20 protein-coding genes and 2 pseudogenes are annotated in these 19,979 nt (G+C 46.9%); 9 read left to right on the forward strand and 13 right to left on the reverse strand.

Annotation, left to right across the window (positions count from 1 at the left end):
* Nucleotides 1-39: 39 nt before the first annotated feature.
* From WKT20_RS03470 to udk, 6 genes and pseudogenes are all read right to left on the reverse strand, one after another.
* Nucleotides 40-495, reverse strand: a complete 456-nt coding sequence (locus tag WKT20_RS03470; RefSeq protein WP_270652991.1) for an arsenate reductase ArsC — start codon at nucleotides 493-495, stop codon at nucleotides 40-42.
* A 67-nt stretch (nucleotides 496-562) separates the two neighbouring features.
* Nucleotides 563-730: pseudogene (locus tag WKT20_RS03475) on the reverse strand (aromatic aminobenezylarsenical efflux permease ArsG family transporter); the annotation flags it as partial.
* A 12-nt stretch (nucleotides 731-742) separates the two neighbouring features.
* Entirely contained in the window at nucleotides 743-1,204 is a 462-nt protein-coding gene (locus tag WKT20_RS03480) for a nitrophenyl compound nitroreductase subunit ArsF family protein (RefSeq protein WP_182425063.1), read from the reverse strand.
* Nucleotides 1,205-1,267: 63 nt separating this feature from the next.
* Entirely contained in the window at nucleotides 1,268-1,594 is a 327-nt protein-coding gene (locus WKT20_RS03485; RefSeq protein WP_270652990.1) for an ArsR/SmtB family transcription factor, read from the reverse strand.
* A 348-nt stretch (nucleotides 1,595-1,942) separates the two neighbouring features.
* Nucleotides 1,943-3,319: an MltF family protein gene (locus tag WKT20_RS03490; RefSeq protein WP_118243829.1), complete on the reverse strand. Its 1,377-nt coding sequence runs from the start codon at nucleotides 3,317-3,319 to the stop codon at nucleotides 1,943-1,945.
* Nucleotides 3,316-3,927 carry a uridine kinase gene (gene udk, locus WKT20_RS03495; RefSeq protein WP_340416838.1) on the reverse strand — a complete coding sequence of 204 codons (612 nt, stop codon included), beginning with the start codon at nucleotides 3,925-3,927 and terminating at the stop codon, nucleotides 3,316-3,318. The genes WKT20_RS03490 and udk overlap by 4 nt, the downstream gene beginning before the upstream one ends.
* 70 nt (nucleotides 3,928-3,997) lie before the next feature.
* On the opposite strand from udk, the gene WKT20_RS03500 reads away from it, so the two are divergent.
* From WKT20_RS03500 to hisB, 6 genes are all read left to right on the forward strand, one after another.
* Nucleotides 3,998-4,297: a Dabb family protein gene (locus WKT20_RS03500; RefSeq protein WP_007561709.1), complete on the forward strand. Its 300-nt coding sequence runs from the start codon at nucleotides 3,998-4,000 to the stop codon at nucleotides 4,295-4,297.
* A 12-nt stretch (nucleotides 4,298-4,309) separates the two neighbouring features.
* The gene (locus tag WKT20_RS03505) at nucleotides 4,310-4,801 is read left to right on the forward strand and encodes a PaaI family thioesterase (protein WP_340416839.1); all 492 of its coding nucleotides are present in this window, start codon (nucleotides 4,310-4,312) and stop codon (nucleotides 4,799-4,801) included.
* Nucleotides 4,802-5,050: 249 nt separating this feature from the next.
* Nucleotides 5,051-5,902: an ATP phosphoribosyltransferase gene (hisG, locus tag WKT20_RS03510; protein WP_117700569.1), complete on the forward strand. Its 852-nt coding sequence runs from the start codon at nucleotides 5,051-5,053 to the stop codon at nucleotides 5,900-5,902.
* 31 nt (nucleotides 5,903-5,933) lie between these two features.
* A complete protein-coding gene (gene hisD / locus WKT20_RS03515; RefSeq protein ID WP_340416840.1) occupies nucleotides 5,934-7,211 on the forward strand; it encodes a histidinol dehydrogenase in 1,278 nt (425 codons plus the stop codon).
* Nucleotides 7,212-7,213: 2 nt separating this feature from the next.
* Nucleotides 7,214-8,263, forward strand: a complete 1,050-nt coding sequence (gene hisC, locus WKT20_RS03520) for a histidinol-phosphate transaminase (protein ID WP_340416841.1) — start codon at nucleotides 7,214-7,216, stop codon at nucleotides 8,261-8,263.
* Complete coding sequence (hisB, locus tag WKT20_RS03525; protein ID WP_117700566.1) at nucleotides 8,260-9,381, forward strand: bifunctional histidinol-phosphatase/imidazoleglycerol-phosphate dehydratase HisB; 1,122 nt, start codon at nucleotides 8,260-8,262, stop codon at nucleotides 9,379-9,381. The genes hisC and hisB overlap by 4 nt, the downstream gene beginning before the upstream one ends.
* Nucleotides 9,382-9,448: 67 nt before the next feature.
* Here the strand turns inward: hisB and WKT20_RS03530 are convergent, their stop codons facing one another.
* Both WKT20_RS03530 and nadC read right to left on the reverse strand, forming a co-directional pair.
* Nucleotides 9,449-10,063: a DUF4923 family protein gene (locus WKT20_RS03530; RefSeq protein WP_340416842.1), complete on the reverse strand. Its 615-nt coding sequence runs from the start codon at nucleotides 10,061-10,063 to the stop codon at nucleotides 9,449-9,451.
* Nucleotides 10,064-10,130: 67 nt separating this feature from the next.
* A complete protein-coding gene (nadC, locus tag WKT20_RS03535; protein WP_007561694.1) occupies nucleotides 10,131-10,985 on the reverse strand; it encodes a carboxylating nicotinate-nucleotide diphosphorylase in 855 nt (284 codons plus the stop codon).
* 111 nt (nucleotides 10,986-11,096) lie between these two features.
* On the opposite strand from nadC, the gene WKT20_RS03540 reads away from it, so the two are divergent.
* Complete coding sequence (locus WKT20_RS03540; RefSeq protein WP_118243837.1) at nucleotides 11,097-11,993, forward strand: DMT family transporter; 897 nt, start codon at nucleotides 11,097-11,099, stop codon at nucleotides 11,991-11,993.
* A 32-nt stretch (nucleotides 11,994-12,025) separates the two neighbouring features.
* On the forward strand, nucleotides 12,026-12,499 hold the full coding sequence (gene rlmH / locus WKT20_RS03545) for a 23S rRNA (pseudouridine(1915)-N(3))-methyltransferase RlmH (protein WP_340416843.1): 474 nt from the start codon (nucleotides 12,026-12,028) through the stop codon (nucleotides 12,497-12,499).
* A 5-nt stretch (nucleotides 12,500-12,504) separates the two neighbouring features.
* Here rlmH and WKT20_RS03550 read toward each other — a convergent pair whose 3' ends face one another.
* Nucleotides 12,505-13,395, reverse strand: coding sequence for a glucosaminidase domain-containing protein (locus tag WKT20_RS03550; RefSeq protein ID WP_117700562.1), 891 nt, complete (start codon nucleotides 13,393-13,395; stop codon nucleotides 12,505-12,507).
* A gap of 141 nt (nucleotides 13,396-13,536) precedes the next feature.
* On the opposite strand from WKT20_RS03550, the gene WKT20_RS03555 reads away from it, so the two are divergent.
* Nucleotides 13,537-14,016, forward strand: coding sequence for a cytidine deaminase (locus tag WKT20_RS03555; protein ID WP_117700561.1), 480 nt, complete (start codon nucleotides 13,537-13,539; stop codon nucleotides 14,014-14,016).
* Between the two features lie 6 nt (nucleotides 14,017-14,022).
* On the opposite strand, the gene WKT20_RS03560 is transcribed toward WKT20_RS03555, so the two are convergent.
* The 4 genes and pseudogenes from WKT20_RS03560 to WKT20_RS03575 all read right to left on the reverse strand — a co-directional run.
* Nucleotides 14,023-15,174, reverse strand: coding sequence for an acyltransferase (locus tag WKT20_RS03560; protein WP_340416862.1), 1,152 nt, complete (start codon nucleotides 15,172-15,174; stop codon nucleotides 14,023-14,025).
* Nucleotides 15,175-15,349: 175 nt separating this feature from the next.
* Nucleotides 15,350-16,969, reverse strand: coding sequence for an ABC-F family ATP-binding cassette domain-containing protein (locus tag WKT20_RS03565; protein WP_007561688.1), 1,620 nt, complete (start codon nucleotides 16,967-16,969; stop codon nucleotides 15,350-15,352).
* 118 nt (nucleotides 16,970-17,087) lie between these two features.
* Nucleotides 17,088-17,978 carry a LytR/AlgR family response regulator transcription factor gene (locus tag WKT20_RS03570; protein WP_259323498.1) on the reverse strand — a complete coding sequence of 297 codons (891 nt, stop codon included), beginning with the start codon at nucleotides 17,976-17,978 and terminating at the stop codon, nucleotides 17,088-17,090.
* A pseudogene (locus WKT20_RS03575) lies at nucleotides 17,953-19,719 on the reverse strand (efflux RND transporter permease subunit); the annotation flags it as partial. The gene WKT20_RS03570 and the pseudogene WKT20_RS03575, both read right to left, overlap by 26 nt.
* Between the last annotated feature and the right edge of the window lie 260 nt (nucleotides 19,720-19,979).

The raw sequence follows: 19,979 nt of genomic DNA on the forward strand, positions 1-19,979 counted from the left end.
AGAAAAAAATAGAGTAAAATGGAAACCGACTGACCACAATTAACAGCCACCCCCGCAAGAACAGGCGGGCAAGTCTTCTTTTCTGATTTCCGTAATGTAGAAACGGGCGAAGGCATTCTTAATCTCATCCCGCACACGGCGGAATTCTGCTTCAATAAATTCCGGAGTCCCGGTGGCATGCGAAGGGTCGTCAAAACCGATGTGAAGACGCTTGCCGACTTTTCCGGTAAATGCCGGACAACTTTCATTCGCCCCTCCGCAAACGGTAATCACATAATCCCACTCCTGGTCAAGGTAGGTATTCACGTGAGTCGGCACATGCGAACTGATGTCAATTCCGACTTCTTTCATTACCTCCACAGCCTTGGCATTTACCTGTGCGGCAGGCTCTGTTCCACCCGAATACACTTCTATATTTTTATCGAACGACTGCAAAAAGCCGTGGCCCATCTGGCTACGGCAACTATTTCCTGTACAAAGAATCAATACTCTCATATATGTAACAATGATAAATTAAAGAAAAAAATTAAACAAATAACCCGACAAGATAATGAAAAAAGCCACCGTTCCGAAAAATACGCTTCCGGTTCTCTATGTCTTTCCCGATAAAGCCAATGGCTGCAATGTTGGTCGCCAGCGGACAAGGCGAAAGTGCGGTCAGCAGCCCAAGCAGAAACGCCGTCCATACAGGAGTGGAACTGTTGTCCAACAATGTCTGTAACCAGTCCATAGTTTCTCCTTATTATTTCAGCATGTCATTGACAGTCTTCACCAGTCCTTCCTTGAACACCTCCGGCGATTTACGGGCATTCCCGAAAGCAAACTGAGTCATATTTTCCGCAGTCTCCTGCCCGTTCTTGTAGCGCACCACAAACAGTGACGACCAGGTAACCTCATATTTTTCGGCTATCTTCTCATTTTCCTTCTTGCTGATGTCTATCACCTTGAACACCACTTCCCCCTTCTTTACCTGTTCCGAAAGATTCTCTTTCATCACAGCCAAAGTGTTATTTTCAATGGCTATACATGTGGCACAACGCTGTTTCCCATGAAAATACAATACTTCTACATGATCTTTAGCAGTTACCTCACTGTTTTCGACCACCACTTTGTCACTTGTTTGAATTTCTTTTTCACTTCTGCCCTGCATCCCACATGCGGCCAATGCCAAGCATACCGACAGAAGACATACCATCTTTTTCATCGTTCTTCAATGTCTATTATTAGTAATTCGCAAAACAACGAACAAACACAGCAAAAAAAGAGCTTATTCGCAACAGCTCTCTTTTTTACATATCGGCTGGTCCAGGAAATCGGCAAACATTCTTTTAACCAGTTTCCAGTTCTCCTTATTAATACAATACCTCACCTTAGGTGCTTCAATCTCTCCCTGAATCAGCCCGGCTTCTTTCAATTCCTTCAAGTGCTGTGACACCGTAGCCTTGGCTATGGGCAGTTCTTCGTGAATATCGCCAAAAAAGCAACATTCCTGCGAAGCCAAAAATTGAAGTATGGCTATACGAGCCGGATGCCCCATGGCCTTGGCAAAGCGAGCCATTTTCTCCTGTTCTTCTGAATAGTTTTTTCTTACCATTTTCACCTCTTCCGTTTGTTGTTCGCAAAATCACGAATAAAATTATAGAATGCAACAGAAAAAGCAATTTTTATCAAGCATACCCTCCATTTTAGCTATCTGCTTACTAAAACTAAAAAAATTTAGGAGAGACAATGACTCTTATTATATTTTGCAAACTTCCTAAAAGAAAAAGCAGACTGCTGAAAAGTTTTCTACGTTTCCCCCACATAAACCGTACGGTTTCCGATAGGGAAACCTATATTTCCGCACTGAGAAACTTACGTTTCCGCAACGGGAGACACAAAAAATAGCCTGAAGCTTCCGCAAAAACTTCAGGCTATTTATAAAACCCAACTTTTCAGTTGCTTATTTCCTTATCTTCTTTCGGTAAAGCTCCGCACGTGCCAGTATTTCATGCACAAACTCATAGGTATCGCTTCCACGCACATATCCGTTCTTACAGACAGGGTCCTGATAGTACTCCTTGTTGCTTTTCAACAACATAAAGTGAGCCACATGATGCTCCCAGATATAGCGGTTGCGCCCGTATTTCTCGGCCAATGCCATAGCATCAGTCACATGGCCGATACCAGAATTATAAGCGGCCAATATGAACTTGGCCTGTTCTTCCTTATCCGTGATTTTACTAAACGTACGCTGCATTCCGGCAATGTATTTTACAGCAGCCTTGATACTTTCTTCCGGGTCCTGCTCTTTGCCCGGCGGCACTCCCATGGCACGTGCCGTAGCCGGCATCAGCTGCATCAGCCCCTTGGCTCCGGCCCATGATACGACATTCGGATTAAAGTTCGATTCGGTATAGGCCAGCGAGGCTAACAGTCGCCAGTCCCAGCCTATTTCCTTGGCATAATGCCGGAACAAATCATCGTAGTGGGAAATCTTACCGTCTTTTACGGAAAGAATGGCTCCGTGTGCCGGACGCTTGGCCAGTTCAAAATAACGGCGGGCACTGGCACGAAACTCCGGTGAATTGATGTTTTCGCGATGCCATTTATCAGCAGCCTCTGCCAGCAAAGGAGAAGTTTTCCGCACAGCCCACGAAGAACGCTGGTCGAAGCTGATGGCCAGGTTAATGTCAAGCACCGGATAATAGGTGCGGTTGATGCGGGCAATCTCATCTGTAGCCACCGTGTAGTCAATACGCCCCTCTGCCACCCAGGTAATCAGGTCTTCCGAAGACACACTGTCGGAGGAAATCTCACAAATATCGATTCCTCCTCCCAGTTCGCGGTTCAGATTCTCCAGACGGGTACGGTATTTTCCGGAGTTGACATAGACTTTCTTTCCTACCAGTTCCGTAACGTCTTTCAAGGCTTTTTTCCCTCTTCGCTGTATGATTACCTGCCGCGTAATGTCTTCTTCACCGCAATAAATCAAACTGTCTTTCAGCGGGTTGGTAATAATCAGGTTGTAGGCAACCAAATCACCTTCTCCTTTGAGCAGACTGCTGACCAGTTGCTCTTCGTCTTTCACAACCTTCACCTTCAGATCGAGTCCCAGCGACTTGGCAAACTGCTGGGCCAGTTCGTACTGGAATCCCATGGGTTCACCACGATAATGGAAATAAGACACGGAACTGTTGACAGTCAGCACCACCAGTTCCTTTCTTTCCTGAATCTGCGGTAAATCGACGGCAGTCTCTTCCGCTTTTTTCTCAGAGCCGCACGAAAAAAACAAAAAAAGGGCCAGCACACAGCACAGCCCCGTTATCCAGCCTTTCATTTGTCTACGATTCGTTCAATGTACATCTTCAGAATCTCGATGGCCTTTTCATTATGACCTCCTTGCGGCACAATCAGGTCGGCAATTCGCTTGGCCGGTTCGATAAACTCCAGGTGCAGGGGTTTCAACACACGCACATAACGTTCCATCACTGCCTCAGCCGTACGTCCGCGTTCTATCACATCCCGCTGGATGACACGAATAAGACGTTCGTCCGGATCGGCATCCACAAAAATACGCAGGTCCATCTGCTTGCACAACCTGCGGTCGCTCAAGGCCAGAATACCTTCGATGATGATGACCTTACGGGGTTCTACATGCACGGTTTCTTTCTGGCGCGTACAGGTAAGATAGGAATATACAGGCTGTTCAATGGCTTCTCCCTTACGCAGCATGGAAATATGCTTGGAAAGCAAATCCCAGTCGAACGCCGAAGGATGGTCAAAGTTGATATTCTGTCGTTCTTCCACGGGCACATGACTGCTGTCCTTATAATATGAATCAAGCGGAAGCACTGCCACTTCATTCTCCGACAGACTTTCGATAATCCTTCTCACTACAGTTGTTTTACCGGAGCCTGTTCCTCCTGCAATTCCAATGATAATCATAACTTGTTTCAATAATTAATTTCTATATTTGCAATATTCAAAGATACGAAAATCATAAAAACAAACAAACATGGTCAAGCACATTGTTTTATTTAAATTGAAAGAAACCCTTTCTCCGGCAGAAAAAACCGACATTATGAACCGTTTCAAGACTGCCATCGAGGCTCTTCCGGCCACTATTCCCTTTATTCGTGACATTCATGTAGGACTGAATGAAAACCCGGCAGAAGTATGGGACATCTGTCTGGACAGCAGTTTCGATACGCTGGACGACGTGAAGGCTTATGCCATCCATCCGGCACACGTAGCCGCAGCTGGCATTCTGAAAGAGGCCAAGGAAAACCGCGCCTGCGTGGACTATACTATCTAAAACTCAGCCGTCATGGAAAAAATCATCAATCCATGGGAAGGAATGGAAGGATACTTCTGTTTCGGCTGTGCGCCCAACAACGAGTCGGGCCTGAAAATGGAGTTCTATGAAGACGGAGACGAGATTGTGAGCAAATGGGTGCCTGAAGCCCGCTTTCAAGGCTGGCTGAACACCCTGCACGGAGGTATTCAGGCCACCTTGCTGGATGAAATATGTGCCTGGGTGATTGCCCGCAAGCTTCAGACAGCAGGAGTGACTTCGCGCATGGAAACTCAATACCTGAAACCCATCCACACGACCGACTCTCACCTTACCCTCAGAGGAAGAATCAAGGAGCAGAAACGGAACTTTGTGTTCATTGAAGCCGAAATCTACAATGCACAGGATGAAGTCTGCACCAAGGCCGTCTGCACCTATTTCATTTTCCCAAGGGAAAAAGCAGAAAAGGAAATGTACTTCAAAGGCTGTTATACAGAAAAAGAAAAGGAATCTTTACAAATTTGACAGCAAAAGCGAGTTTTTTCTGATAAATATTTGCTTTTTTAATTCTTATCCAATATTTTTGTCGCAACAAAAGAACGATAATTATGATTTTAAATACTGTACATCATCGCCATCATCATTACCTAACGGTTCACACGGTAGGCTGACGACGCGTGCAGTTACAAGAGATAAGATTACACAAAGGCTTGCCGTAAGAATTTATTCCTCGGTAAGCCTTTTTTATTTGACACTTTAAAAACTTAGAACAATATGTTAAGAATTGCCGTACAATCCAAAGGGCGCTTGTTCGAAGACACAATGGCCCTGTTTACTGAAGCAGACATCAAGTTATCTACCTCCAAACGCACCTTGCTGACACAATCCAGCAATTTTCCGGTAGAAGTACTGTTCCTGCGCGACGATGACATCCCACAATGTGTGGCCAACGGCGTGGCCGACCTAGGTATTGTAGGAGAAAACGAATTCGTGGAACGTGCCGAAGAAGCGGAAATCGTGCACCGCCTGGGCTTCAGCAAATGCCGTTTGTCACTGGCTATTCACAAAGAAACGGAATACAACGGACTGGAATGGTTCAATCAAAAAAAGATTGCCACCTCCTATCCCAATATCCTGAAAAACTTCCTGACACAACAGCACATTGAAGCCGACATTCACGTCATCACCGGTTCGGTGGAAATTGCTCCGGCCATCGGTCTGGCAGATGCCATCTTCGATATTGTCAGCTCCGGCTCTACCCTTATCAGCAACAACCTGAAGGAGGTGGAAGTGGTAATGAAGAGCGAAGCGCTGCTCATCGGAAACAAGCACATGTCAGACGAAAAGAAGGAAATACTTCAGGAACTGCTGTTCCGCATCAATGCAGTCAAAACCGCTGAAGACAAGAAATACGTGCTGATGAATGTACCGACCGACAAGGTACAGGAAATCGTAACCGTTCTTCCCGGTGTGAAGAGTCCGACCATCATGCCATTGGCTACAGAAGGCTGGAGCAGCATTCACACTGTTCTCGATCAGAAATGTTTTTGGGAAATCATCGGCAAGCTGAAAGCCATCGGTGCACAAGGTATCCTGGTGCTGCCCATAGAGAAAATGATACTTTGATTTTCAGAACCTCATCACAAAGATTGTTACTATGAACATCATTACTTATCCCGAAAGAAATACATGGGCGGACTTACTGAAACGTCCGACGCTTCAAACGGAATCATTGCGGGAAACCGTACTCGAAATATTAAACCGCATCAAATTTGAAGGTGATAAAGCCGTGCTGGAATACGAAGAAAAGTTCGACAAGGTGCGACTGAACTCCCTGTTGGTAAGCGAGGAAGAAATTGCCGAAGCAGAAAAGAAAGTCAGCATCGAACTGAAGGCGGCCATCACACTGGCTTATAACAACATCCGCACATTCCACACCGCACAGGTATTCCAGGGAAAGAAAATCACCACACTTCCGGGTGTAACTTGCTGGCAGAAAGCGGTAGCCATTGAGAAAGTGGGATTGTACATTCCCGGTGGAACAGCTCCTCTTTTCTCCACCGTCCTGATGCTGGCTACTCCGGCACAGATTGCCGGATGCAAGGAAATCATTCTCTGCACTCCTCCTGACAAGGAAGGAAAGATTCATCCGGCCATTCTCTATGCAGCCAAACTGACAGGTATCAGCCGTATCTTCAAAGCCGGCGGGGTACAGGCTATCGGAGCTATGGCCTATGGCACGGAAAGTATTCCCAAAGTATACAAGATATTCGGTCCGGGCAACCAGTATGTCACTGCCGCCAAACAACAGGTTTCCTTGCGCGACGTAGCCATCGACATGCCGGCCGGGCCTTCTGAAGTAGCGGTACTGGCCGATGAAACAGCCAATCCGGTCTTTGTTGCTGCCGATTTACTTTCACAGGCAGAGCACGGCACTGACAGCCAGGCCATCCTGATTACTACCAGCGAAACTTTGCTGAAGGCGGTGACAGAAGAAGTAGAACGCCAGCTGGCCCAACTTCCCCGAAAGGAAATTGCCAGTCGCTCCTTAGCTGCCAGCAAACTGATTTTAGTAAAGAATATGGATGAAGCCGTAGAAATGACCAACGAATATGCTCCCGAGCACCTGATAATCGAAACCAAGGACTACCTGGAAATCAGCGAACGCATTGTCAATGCGGGTTCCGTATTTTTAGGCTATTATTCTCCGGAAAGTGCGGGCGACTATGCTTCGGGCACCAACCATACTCTTCCTACCAACGGTTATGCCAAGGCCTACAGCGGAGTTAGCCTGGACAGCTTCATCCGCAAAATTACCTTCCAGGAAATTACACCCGAAGGTATTGCCATGATTGGTCCGGCCATTGAAGTCATGGCAACCAACGAACAACTCGACGCGCACAAAAATGCAGTATCCGTACGTTTAAATAAGTAACTATGAAACCATTGAAAGAACTTACGCGACCGAATATCTGGGCTCTGAAGCCTTACTCTTCGGCACGCGACGAATATAGCGGGAAAGAGGCTTCCGTATTTCTGGATGCCAATGAAAATCCCTACAATACCCCCAACAACCGTTATCCTGATCCGCTCCAGAGAGAATTAAAAGGCTTGATTGGAAGAGTAAAAAAGGTATCGCCAGACCGCATTTTTTTAGGCAATGGAAGCGACGAGGCTATCGACCTTCCTTTCCGTGCTTTCTGCCGTCCGGGCATTGATAACGTAGTGGCTATCGACCCGACTTACGGTATGTATCAGGTATGTGCCGAAGTAAACGATGTAGAATACCGGAAAGTACAGTTGGATGAAAACTTTCAGTTCAAAGCTGCCGACTTGCTGGCCGCTGCCGACGAACACACTAAACTGATTTTCCTCTGTTCGCCCAATAACCCGACGGGAAACCGTCTGTACCGGGAAGAGATTCTTACCCTGCTTCGCTCATTTGAAGGACTGGTTATTCTGGATGAGGCATACGCTGATTTCTCCAGTGAGGCATCGTTCCTGCAACAACTCGATGAATTTCCAAACCTTATTATTCTTCAGACTTTCTCCAAGGCATGGGGATGCGCCGGTATCCGTCTGGGCATGGCTTTCGCTTCTCAGGAAATCATCAACCTACTGAATAAAATCAAATATCCATACAACGTGAACCGGCTGACCCAGCAGGAAGCCATCCACATGATTGAAAAGCATTATCAGGTACAGCAGTGGGTAGAATCCTTACTTCACGAACGTACCCGTCTCATGCAGGAATTCCAGAAGCTTGCTTGCTGCCGACGTATCTATCCTACTGATGCCAATTTCTTTCTGACACGAGTCAGTGATGCCAAGAAAATCTACAACTACCTGGTGGACAAGGGTATCATCGTCCGCAACCGTAGTAGTGTCACGCTTTGTCAGGACTGTCTGCGCATCACCATCGGCACACGTCCGGAGAACGATACTCTGCTGGAAGCCCTGAAAAACTACAAGGAGGAGGAAGCATGAAAAAAGTATTGTTCATTGACCGCGACGGTACTCTCGTCATCGAGCCGCCCGTAGATTACCAGTTGGATGCATTCGAGAAACTGGAATTCTATCCGAAGGTGTTCCGCAACCTTTACTTTATCCGCCAAAAACTGGATTTTGAGTTTGTCATGGTGACCAACCAGGACGGATTAGGTACTGACTCTTTTCCGGAAGACACATTCTGGCCCGTACACAACCTGATACTTCAGTCATTCAAAAACGAAGGTATTGAATTTGACAACATCCTTATCGACCGGAGTTTCCCGGAAGACAATGCTCCTACCCGCAAGCCACGCACCGGTATGCTCACGGGCTACCTGAACAATCCGGAATACGACTTGGCCGGAAGCTTTGTAATTGGCGACCGCGCAACCGACGTAGAGCTAGCCAAGAACTTAGGCTGCAAGGCCATCCTGCTGCAACCGGATAAAAATCTGCTGAGTGAAAAAGGACTGGAAGACACGTGCGTATTAGCTACCACCGACTGGGACCGCGTGGCAGAGTTTCTTTTTGCCGGTGAACGTACTGCTGAGGTATGCCGCAAAACCAAGGAAACCGATATCCGTATCCGGGTGAACCTGGACGGAAACGGCACTTGCCATATCCATACCGGATTGGGATTCTTTGATCACATGCTGGAACAGATTGGTAAGCACGGCGGCATCGACCTGGACATCCACGTAGACGGTGATCTGGAAGTGGACGAACACCACACCATTGAAGATACAGCCATCGCCCTAGGAGAATGTCTGTACAAAGCATTAGGAAGCAAGAGAGGCATTGAACGTTACGGCTACTGCCTGCCCATGGACGACTGCCAGTGCATGGTTTCGCTCGATTTCGGAGGACGAGCCTGGCTGGTATGGGATGCCACCTTCACCCGCGAAAAGATTGGCGACATGCCTACCGAGATGTTCCTCCATTTCTTTAAATCGCTAAGCGATTCTGCCCGCATGAACCTCCATATCAAAGCCGAAGGAACTAACGAGCACCACAAGATAGAAGGTATCTTTAAAGCCCTCGCCCGCAGCATTAAGATGGCCATACGGCGCGACATTCATCATTTTGAGATTCCTTCCAGCAAAGGATGTATATAAAAAGAAGAAGCATGGAAACCTACAATCGGAATCCATGCTTCTTTGTATTGGTTACGCAAACGTGAAATTACTGTTTCTTAAGCTCCACACCCAGTTGCAGCCCATCATACTGGCTTAACAGCGAACTAGCCGTACTCACCGCAGAATTAGACGACTTGCTTGCTACAGCTCCTGTAATGGTCTGTGCCAGAGACATCAATTTGTCTGCCTTAAACAGCAGACTCATGGCATTTCCTGTAAGACCTTTCGAAACTGTCGCATTTACCTTCAGTCCTAAACGAGTTTTCATCGTCAGTTCCTTGGTATCTGCATTGTAGCTATAAGTTCCATTAACTGTTTTTCCGCCAATCACAGAGGTATACGTACTGTCTTCATTGAAAGTATAAGTCGCCCCCTCTTTGAAGCCCAGTTTTTCCAACACTCCACTCATTTTTTCCTCTACTTGCTTAGTGGCGACTTCACCACCAGCCTTGGCTAACAGGTTATCACTTTCAAATTTACAATCGGGACCCGCATAAGTCCACGTACCTGTCAATGAAGCACTTTCACCCGTTACCTTATTCGCTACCGCATTGGCTACACCCGAAAGAATTGATTTCAGGTCCTGAGCCATTCCATTGGCTGTTCCGGCAATACACAATGCCAGTACCAGCACACTTCTCCATAAAACACTTTTTTTCATCACTCTTCTTATTTTCATTTGGTAGATTCTTCTTCAACAAGTGACTTGCTTCACATGCTTTTCCATCTTAGCAAGCCTTGAAACTCATGTCAAGACCTTTTACAGAATGCGTCAGGGCACCAACAGAGATGTAATCCACTCCACATTCTGCATAGTCACGCAAAGTATCGAAGGTAATACCACCCGATGACTCCAGTTCCACGCGTCCGCCTACCATTTCCACAGCCTTGCGTGTATTTTCCGGAGTAAAGTTATCCAGCATGATACGGTCTACTCCACCCAGGTCGAGTACCTGCTGCAGCTCATCGAAGTTGCGCACTTCAATTTCAATCTTCAAGTCCTTTCCTTTTGCCTTGCAGTATTCCTTGGCACGAGTAATCGCCTTGTCAATACCTCCGGCAAAATCCACGTGATTATCTTTCAACAGAATCATGTCGAACAATCCGATACGATGGTTTACTCCTCCACCGATCTTCACCGCCATCTTTTCAAGGATACGCATGCCCGGAGTTGTCTTACGCGTATCAAGTACCCGAGTCTTCGTTCCTTTCAGACGTTCCACATACTTGTTTGTCATGGTAGCAATACCGCTCATACGCTGCATGATGTTCAGCATCAGACGTTCAGTCTGAAGCAAAGACTGAATCTTTCCTTCTACCACCATGGCCACATCACCCGGTTTTACGTGCGTACCATCTTGAATGAATACTTCCACCTTCATTTCCGGGTCAAAACGATGAAATACTTCTTTGGCCACTTCAATACCAGCCAGGATACCTTCTTCCTTTATCAAAAGTTTTGATTTTCCCATGGCGTCTGCCGGAATACACGACAGTGTAGTATGGTCACCATCACCGATGTCTTCTGCAAATGACAAATCTATCAAACGGTCTATCAAATCTTTTACTACTTTTTCATCCATTGTCTTTCTACTTTTTAAAATTCTAGCATTGGCAAAGGTAGAATTTTATTCGTACTTTTGCAACACAATTATCCGACAAGTATTTTGACTTTTCCCAATCTGAGATTATTTATGTCATTATCATTTTGTACACAATATCCCACAGGCAAATATCATTTGCTAGCTATACTGACAGTAGGTGTTTGGGGAACTACTTTTATTTCGACGAAAGTGCTAATCGAAAACGGACTTTCACCTCATGAAATCTTTTTTCTCCGCTTCCTCATCGCCTACCTGGGTATCTGGAGTATTTCTCCACACAAGCTGCTGGCCAACAGTTGGAAAGACGAACTGCTTTTTCTTGCTACCGGATTGACAGGAGGGGCCCTCTATTTCCTGACGGAAAATACAGCACTCAGCCTGACTCAAACCACCAACGTGGCCTTTATTATCTGCATGACTCCCCTGCTCACAACGGCCCTATCTTTACTTACCGATCGGAAGGAGAAAGCCAGCAAACAACTGATGGCCGGTTCGGTAATCGCACTGTTAGGAGTTGCCCTGCTCATCTTCAATGGCAGCTTTGTATTGAAACTTTCCCCGTTAGGTGATTTTCTTACACTATGCGCAGGCTTGTCGTGGGCCATTTACAGCCTGATTATCCGTAAACTATCAGGACGCTATCCGGCTGTATTCATCACCCGAAAGGTATTTTTTTACGGGATACTGACCGGACTTCCGACCTTTCTCGTACATCCTTTCCAATTTCCACTATCCGGATTTGCTAACCCGGTAATATGGGCTAACCTTTTGTTTCTGGCAGTACTGGCCTCACTCATCTGCTTTGTCGCATGGAACATCGTATTAAAGCAACTCGGTGCCATTCAGTCCTCCAATTATCTTTATTTGAATCCCCTGTTCACCACCATAGCCGCTTCACTCATTCTTGAAGAACAGCTTACGGTGTTTGCCGTGGCAGGCGTCGGTCTGGTATTGGGAGGTGTATACTTTGCAGCCCGTAAATCCTAATTTTTCATCAATATCCAAAAACAGAGACTTCAATGAAATTTGTACTTTTAGTTGTAGGTAAGACAGTAGAGAAACATTACATCACGGCCATTGCTGACTATGTGGAACGTGTGAAACATTACGCTTCATTCGATATGGAAGTAATTCCTGAACTCAAAAACACCAAGAGCCTCAGCATGGACCAGCAAAAAGAAAAAGAAGGTGAAGCCATTCTGAAAGCCTTGCAACCGGGCGATGTAGTGGTACTACTTGACGAACATGGAAAAGAATTCCGCTCCATCGAGTTTGCCAACTGGATAGAGCGGAAAATGCATACCGTAAACAAGCGGCTGGTGTTCATCATAGGCGGACCTTACGGATTCTCTCCTTCCGTCTATCAGGCTGCCCAGGAAAAGATTTCCCTTTCCCAAATGACATTTTCGCACCAGATGATACGGCTTATCTTCGTAGAACAGCTTTACCGGGCCATGACCATTCTGAACAACGGCCCTTACCACCACGAATAAACCGGTTATCTCAACCGCAGAATATCGCCTACTTTCGGAGCCGGTGAATCTGGCTCCATCTTATTCAATTTATACAGATTTTTCAAACGGATACCGAATTTCTGGGAAATAGAATACATGGAATCTCCCTGACGCACCACGTACACAATGTATTCCTTTGTCGCCCGACGACGTTTCTTCTCCAGATACACAATTTCTCCTCCCATGAACTGGTAGTCCTTCGGCAGTTCGTTGTAAGTGCGCAGTTTCTTTTTGCTGATGCCCAATTCATCCGATAGTTTCTCAAACGTATCCCCCCGACGGGCGATAATGTACACCATATCATTAGCCAAATACGGCTGATGCGGATTAGGAAATTCTTCTGCCCATTCTAACCCTTTCTTACTATCATAGCGATCCAAATCGTACAACTCAATAATATTTATCAGACGATCAGCATAACGCGGGTCAGTGGCATAACCTGCCTTCTTCAAGCCACGTGCCCATCCCTTGTAATCCGTAATCTTCAAACGAAACAAAAAGGCATAACGTGCTCCCGTACGCAAGAATTTGGAATGATCACGATACGAATCCTTGGCATGACGATAAGCCCGGAAACACTCATTCGGCGCATCATCATCGGCACGTACTGTCCGTCCGTCCCAGCTCCGTCCACATTTGATACCGAAATGGTTGTTCGACTTGCGAGCCAGTTCACTTCGTCCGGCTCCTGACTCCAGCAGTCCCTGTGCCAGCGTGATACTAGCCGGAATATGATAACGCTTCATCTCCTCCACTGCAATTTTATGATACTGCCGGATGTAATCTTCGTACGCCTTATTCTTGCGCTGAGCTGCTCCCAAAGAGAGTGCCATCCCTGCCAGACAGCACACCAAAATATATTTCAATGATTTCATGCAGTTCTTCTTTACCGTTTAACGTACAAAGATAAACGATTCACCACAGAAGCTTACGGGCAAACACTTAAAAATACAGAAAAACAGGGAGAAAAGCATTTTTTTACTTATATTTGTTTACCAACTACAAAAACAAAAGCCATGAAAGAAATCAAACTTGAAATTCGTATCTACTCCTTGCAATACGATGAACTTACCCCACAAGACCGTGAACTGATGGACAAAGCCAAAGAAGCCACCTCACGCAGTTATGCGCCTTACTCCAAATTCTCAGTCGGTGCCGCTGCCCTGCTGAAGAACGGGGTGATTGTGACGGGCACGAATCAGGAGAACGCGGCCTACCCTTCCGGTTTATGTGCCGAACGCACTACACTGTTTTATGCCAATTCCCAGTATCCCGACCAGCCTGTGCTGACACTAGCCATCGCCGCCCGAAGTGAATCTGGCTATCTCGATACACCGATTCCTCCTTGTGGAGCCTGCCGGCAGGTATTACTGGAAACTGAACAGCGCTACCAGCAGCCTATGCGTATTTTGCTATATGGAGAAAAAGCGATTTACGAGATAGACGGAACCAAAGATTTATTACCCTTATCTTTCGGCGGGGAGTTTTTGAAATAAACTCCCTCACCCTACCACATAACGGGCATACTTTCCAGTCAACCGGCGAAGCAAAATCACCAGTCCCCATGATACAAGGAAAGCAACTACCGCAGCAAACGGTATCTGCAATCCGACAGGCACGTGACACATACGGGCCAGCACTACGCTCGGACCGGTGAAGAAATAATGAATCATATACACTCCAAAACCGCATACCGTCAGATTGGCAAGGGCTTTCTGTATTGGCTGACTATTTACTCGGACTTTCTTGCAAAGCATGAACAACGGAATGGTTATCAGCACCACGTTCGGTGAACAATAATAGAAGAAAAGTTCGAGCTGTTCTTCCGTGCAGTCGGGTGATGCGGTCATGTGACGGAAACCGAAGAACGTGACACAGAAACCTACGACAAACATGGGGATTCCCCATCCCAGTGTTTTTGCCAGACTCCATTCCGTGTGACGGAGATAATGTCCTAACAGCAGATAACCGTTGAATCCTGCAAACATATAGAGCATATAAAACTCGTTCCAGGAACAGGAACCCCAAATGTAAGGCCCTACAAATTCTCTGTAATAAGGAACGAAAAGCGTCACACCCCAAGCCACAAGGAACCACCGCTGTGCTTTCCGACTGGCTTTTTCCACCCAGGCAGAAAATACCGGCATGTACAGATACAGCCCGATAAGCAGATAAATGTACCACATGTGCACGTCCAGCAAAGAGAAGTTGAACGGCATCTGTGCAATGTATCCCAACGATACATCGAGCGACTGGCGCATCACTTCCTCACCCGAATACGGGAAAAAATCAAGAATAACTTCCGGAGCGACTCCCATCAACCCTGTAATCCATGGGAAAAGATTGTAAATGACCGACCAAATAAGGAAAGGCCAGAACACACGCCCGATGCGTTTACGATAGAACGGAGCCACCTCCCCTTTTACCGGCAACAGCAAGGCTCCTGTAATCATCACAAACAAAGGCACACACGGACGAAGTAAGGAACTGTACACGGCACCCCACCACTTGATTTCCGCAATATTGGCCGGAGGTTCTCCCGGATAGAAGTTAAACGGGTCTGCCGAATGGCAGCATACTACAGTGAACATGGCTACCAGACGAACCACGTTGAGCCCATAATAACTAACTGATAATTTGAAGATTATACCTATATTTTCATAATATCCCAAAGGAGTCCTGACGAACAGAAAAAAAACGCAAGTGCGTTTCCACAAAAACGTACTTGCGCTTTAAGTAAAACGCCTAAGCGTTTTGATCAAAACGTCCTTGCGTTTCGGATAAAACGTACTTACGTTTTCTTCCAAACGCAAAGGCGTTTTTTGAGTCTTATTTATCGCCGTACATACGGGCACGCATTTCCTTGATATGGTCGGATGAAATATACTCGTCGTAGCTCATCATCTTATCGATGATTCCGTTCGGAGTCAGCTCGATGATACGGTTGGCCACGGTTTCGATGAACTCATGGTCGTGTGAGGCAAAGAGCACATTTCCCTTGTAAATCTTCAGGTTGTTGTTGAACGCCTGAATAGATTCCAAGTCCAGGTGGTTGGTCGGAGTATCCAGAATCAGACAGTTGGCATTACGTAACTGCATGCGGGCAATCATACAACGCATCTTCTCACCTCCCGACAGCACGCTGACTTTCTTCATCACCTCTTCACCGGAGAACAACATACGGCCGAGGAAGCCTTTCATCTCCACTTCATTGCCCTGACCGTACTGACTCAACCAGTCTACCAGGTTCAGGTCGCAGTTGAAATAATCCGTATTATCCAGCGGCAAGTAAGCCGTAGTAATGGTTACTCCCCAGTTATAGTGTCCGGCCTGTGCTTTACGGTGTCCGTTGATAATCTCAAACAAGGCCGTCATGGCACGCGGGTCGCGGCTCAGGAAGACAATCTTGTCGCCCTTCTCCACGTTGAAGTTCACATCATTGAAAAGCACTGTTCCTTCTTCCGTTTCGGCACGCAGTCCGGAAACCTCCAAAATCTGGTTACCCGGTTCACGGTCCATCGTAAAGATGATACCCGGATATTTACGAGAAGACGGCTTGATTTCATCCACATTCAGTTTCTCCAGCATCTTCTTACGGCTGGTAGTCTGCTTGGATTTCGCTACATTGGCAGAGAAACGACGGATAAATTCTTCCAGTTCCTTACGTTTTTCTTCTGCCTTGGCCTTCTGGTTCTGCTGCTGACGGAGAGCCAGCTGGCTGGATTCATACCAGAAGCTATAGTTACCGGCAAAGAGGTTCACCTTGCCGAAGTCGATGTCCACCGTATGCGTACATACAGAGTCAAGGAAGTGACGGTCGTGGCTTACCACCAGCACGGTATGTTCAAAGTTAGAAAGGTATTCTTCGAGCCAGGTCACCGTATCCATATCCAGGTCATTGGTCGGCTCGTCGAGCAACAGGTTGTCCGGATTTCCGAAAAGCGCCTGTGCCAGCATCACGCGCACCTTTTCCTTACCACTCAAATCACCCATCAGCGTGTAGTGCTTGTCTTCTTTTATGCCCAGCCCGCTCAGCAGGATAGCTGCATCGCTCTCGGCATTCCAGCCTTCCAATTCGGCAAACTTTTCTTCCAGTTCGGCTGCCTTGATACCGTCTTCATCGGTAAAATCTTCCTTGGCATACAGAGCCTCGCGCTGCTTCATGATGTCCCAAAGGATGGTGTGTCCCATCAGTACGGTATCGAGCACCGTGTGGGCATCAAACTTAAAGTGGTCCTGGCTCAACACCGAAAGACGTTCGCCCGGTCCCAGGGTAATGCTACCCTTAGTAGGGTCCAGCTCGCCTGAAATCACTTTCAGGAACGTAGACTTACCGGCACCATTGGCTCCGATAATACCATAGATATTACCATTCGTGAACTTCAGGTTCACGTCATTATACAACACTCTTTTACCAAATTGAACGGCTACATTTGAAACTGTTATCATCTGTTTTTTCTACCTTTTTTGAATTATGGCACAAAGATAATATAAAAATATGAGATACAGTATAAAGGAGAAGAGGAGGTTTCATTTCAGATTGACAAGTACCGCACACCTTACGAAATCAGAACCAGTCCTTCAATTCCGAAGCCTTGGCCTTGCTGATGATGATTTTCTCGGGCACCGGCACTTTCAGGTTGATGGCCAGCCGTCCGTTGAACCACAGGCTGATGTCGGATACGGCCTTTCGCGACACGATAAACTGTCGGTTGGCCCGGAAGAAATCGTGCGGATTCAATTGCTCGGCCAGTTCGTCGAGCGACTGGGAGAAGACAAATTCTTTTCCCTCACTGTCTACCGCCTTGACCAGCCCGTTGGAAATATAGAAATACTGGATGGCCTCCACCGATACGGGCAGAAGTTTATCCCCCTTCACCGGCACCAGAAAATGCGTCTTGTAATTCTCTTCCTTTTTCAAGCTACGGATGATGGCCGACAAGTCAGGCTGTTTTTCTTCCTTCACCTGTCCGCCCAGCAATTCCAGTTTGTACATGGCCTCCCGCAAATCAGTCCGGCTGATGGGCTTGAGCAGATAGGCCACACTGTTCACCTTAAAGGCGCGCAAGGCATATTCATCGCAGGCCGTAGTAAAGATGATGGGGCACGTAATGTCTACCTGCGCACAGATGTCGAAGGCTGAGCCGTCTGCCAGATGGATGTCCATAAACACCGGCTCCGGCATGGGATGCGTGCGAAACCACTCCACCCCGTCGAAAATACTGTCCACTTCGCCGACGATTTCAAAATCGGTGTCCACTTCCTGCATCACGGCCTTCAAGTTACGCAAAGCCGCTTTCTCATCTTCTATAATCAAAGTCTTCCCTCCCCGTTTGGGCTGAAGCGGATTACTCACCTCCACCGTGTCACCTTCGGCTATCACAGACACTGTCAGCGGACGGCGGTTACTGATTTCATTGTGCTTCACGGCATTCTCCACCAATAACTGCAGAGCCATGGGTGGCAGTTTCCGTAACATCAGTTCCGGAACGGGCTATTTTAGAGCGGTCATACTTCACCAACAATTGCGGAAGTCCCATGGTCTGCTCCACCAACACATCAGCAGCTCCAGGCACCTGTTCCACAAATTTCGCAGCTTCTTTGGCCTTGGCATACAACTCAGTCATATCCTCTCCATACAGTTTGATAGCAATGTCGGCTTTGGCACCCGTCATCAACTCATTGAAACGCTGGCTGAAGTTGAATTCTGTCCCTTCTACTGTTTCCAATGACTTCTTCATCTTCTCTACCATCTCTGCCCGACTGCCGGCCGATGTCCATTCGCTGAAAGGCTTCATCACAATCATCACATCAGCATCCTCTACCGCCATCGGGTCGGTCGGGACCTCTGCAGTACCAATCTTGGCGACCACATGCTTGATTTCCGGGAAATCCTGCTTCAGTTTCTTTTCAGCCTCAAGCGACACCTCGATGCTGCGGCTCAATGAACTACCTGCCGGAAGCGTCATCTGCATGGCAAAGTCACCTTCGTCAAGAGTTGGAATAAACTCGGCGCCCAAGCGGGTAAACAGGAAGAACGAGAGTATTAATAAGGTAAAGGCTGACACCAGCGTACCCCATACATGCGAAAGGCAGAAGTCCAGTGTACGGCGATATACACGGTTCAATTTCTCAAAAAAGCGGTCGGCCAATGTCGGTTTTACCGATACCGTACGCTTCAGGAGCAAGGAAGCCATCATCGGCACATAAGTCAGCGACAGCAGCAAAGCACCGATAATACAGAACACCAGCGTCTTGGCCATCGGCGTAAAGTATTTTCCTTCGATTCCGGTCAAAGTCAATATAGGGAAGAACACAATCAGAATAATCAAAACGGCAAACGTGGCGCTTCGTACGACATTGCCAGCTCCTTTCTCCACCTCTGCATCCATTTCTTCTTTGCTGAGGGTACGTCCCATCAACCGACGACCGTAGATATGTGCCAGAATTCCTTCCAATATCACAATGGAACCGTCTACCACAATACCAAAGTCGGATGTAATACGCACGGTTTACCTTTTCTATATAACTACCTCCGGTATTCTGGTTGTTGCGGCTCAATGCATCGTACACATCGCTGATGGTGATATTGAGCGAATACAAAGTATCCGGGTCGACAGCCACTTCATATTGCTTCAGGTATCCTCCGAAACTGTTGATTTCCACAATACCCGGAATACCCGAAAGCTGTCTTTTCACAATCCAGTCTTGAATGGTACGCAACTCCATGGCATCATACTTGTCTTCATACCCAGGAGCTACTTTCAGTACATACTGGTAGATTTCACCCAAACCGGTGGTAATGGGCATCATCTCCGGCACACCCAACTCCGAAGGTATTTCTCCGGCCACGGTTTGTATCTGCTCATTCACCAGCTGACGGGCATCCAGCGTGGGCACACTTTCCTTAAACACCACGGTCACCAGCGACAAGCCGAAACGGGAACGGAACGAATTTCCTCCACATTCATGATGTTGCTCATGGCCACTTCTATCGGAAAAGTAATCAACTGTTCCACCTCCTGCGGGGCCAAAGTGGGCGACACGGTAACAATCTGTACCTGATTATTGGTAATGTCGGGCACTGCATCGATGGGCAATGTCAGCATTGAATAAATGCCCCCAATCATTAAAAACAAGGTTGTCAGCACGACAAACAGTTTTTTTCGAATTGAAAAACGGACTATTTTCTTAAACATTTTCTTGTGTATTGATTGATGATGGAAACAAAATTACCTCACACCGCCCGATAAAAACCCAACAAACGTACGAAGCTGACAAATCAAGGGTTGAACTAACCTATCAGAATGATGAAATGCCAAAACCGGGAGTGCACGTGTAATCTTCGTCTTTTCTATGTCAGTGTGGCAGTTTTTTATTATTTTTGCAGCCAATTTGAATAAAACTGCCATTAAGGCACGAAATTTGTTGGAAGGGAAAGAAAACTATTCAAACGAAA

The sequence above is a fragment of the Phocaeicola sp. ICN-14070 genome (assembly GCF_037892625.1).
Taxonomy (GTDB): domain Bacteria; phylum Bacteroidota; class Bacteroidia; order Bacteroidales; family Bacteroidaceae; genus Phocaeicola; species Phocaeicola plebeius.

What these genes read in the sequence shown, in the direction of transcription:
- hisG (WP_117700569.1), top strand. Translation starts at nt 5,051, where the DNA reads ATGTTAAGAATTGCCGTACAATCCAAAGGGCGCTTGTTCGAAGACACA.
- WKT20_RS03550 (WP_117700562.1), bottom strand. Translation starts at nt 13,395, where the DNA reads ATGAAATCATTGAAATATATTTTGGTGTGCTGTCTGGCAGGGATGGCA.
- WKT20_RS03565 (WP_007561688.1), bottom strand. Translation starts at nt 16,969, where the DNA reads ATGATAACAGTTTCAAATGTAGCCGTTCAATTTGGTAAAAGAGTGTTG.
- WKT20_RS03540 (WP_118243837.1), top strand. Translation starts at nt 11,097, where the DNA reads ATGTCATTATCATTTTGTACACAATATCCCACAGGCAAATATCATTTG.
- udk (WP_340416838.1), bottom strand. Translation starts at nt 3,927, where the DNA reads ATGATTATCATTGGAATTGCAGGAGGAACAGGCTCCGGTAAAACAACT.
- hisD (WP_340416840.1), top strand. Translation starts at nt 5,934, where the DNA reads ATGAACATCATTACTTATCCCGAAAGAAATACATGGGCGGACTTACTG.
- nadC (WP_007561694.1), bottom strand. Translation starts at nt 10,985, where the DNA reads ATGGATGAAAAAGTAGTAAAAGATTTGATAGACCGTTTGATAGATTTG.
- WKT20_RS03570 (WP_259323498.1), bottom strand. Translation starts at nt 17,978, where the DNA reads ATGGCTCTGCAGTTATTGGTGGAGAATGCCGTGAAGCACAATGAAATC.
- WKT20_RS03480 (WP_182425063.1), bottom strand. Translation starts at nt 1,204, where the DNA reads ATGAAAAAGATGGTATGTCTTCTGTCGGTATGCTTGGCATTGGCCGCA.
- WKT20_RS03530 (WP_340416842.1), bottom strand. Translation starts at nt 10,063, where the DNA reads ATGAAAAAAAGTGTTTTATGGAGAAGTGTGCTGGTACTGGCATTGTGT.
- rlmH (WP_340416843.1), top strand. Translation starts at nt 12,026, where the DNA reads ATGAAATTTGTACTTTTAGTTGTAGGTAAGACAGTAGAGAAACATTAC.
- WKT20_RS03485 (WP_270652990.1), bottom strand. Translation starts at nt 1,594, where the DNA reads ATGGTAAGAAAAAACTATTCAGAAGAACAGGAGAAAATGGCTCGCTTT.
- hisB (WP_117700566.1), top strand. Translation starts at nt 8,260, where the DNA reads ATGAAAAAAGTATTGTTCATTGACCGCGACGGTACTCTCGTCATCGAG.
- hisC (WP_340416841.1), top strand. Translation starts at nt 7,214, where the DNA reads ATGAAACCATTGAAAGAACTTACGCGACCGAATATCTGGGCTCTGAAG.
- WKT20_RS03500 (WP_007561709.1), top strand. Translation starts at nt 3,998, where the DNA reads ATGGTCAAGCACATTGTTTTATTTAAATTGAAAGAAACCCTTTCTCCG.
- WKT20_RS03555 (WP_117700561.1), top strand. Translation starts at nt 13,537, where the DNA reads ATGAAAGAAATCAAACTTGAAATTCGTATCTACTCCTTGCAATACGAT.
- WKT20_RS03490 (WP_118243829.1), bottom strand. Translation starts at nt 3,319, where the DNA reads ATGAAAGGCTGGATAACGGGGCTGTGCTGTGTGCTGGCCCTTTTTTTG.
- WKT20_RS03470 (WP_270652991.1), bottom strand. Translation starts at nt 495, where the DNA reads ATGAGAGTATTGATTCTTTGTACAGGAAATAGTTGCCGTAGCCAGATG.
- WKT20_RS03505 (WP_340416839.1), top strand. Translation starts at nt 4,310, where the DNA reads ATGGAAAAAATCATCAATCCATGGGAAGGAATGGAAGGATACTTCTGT.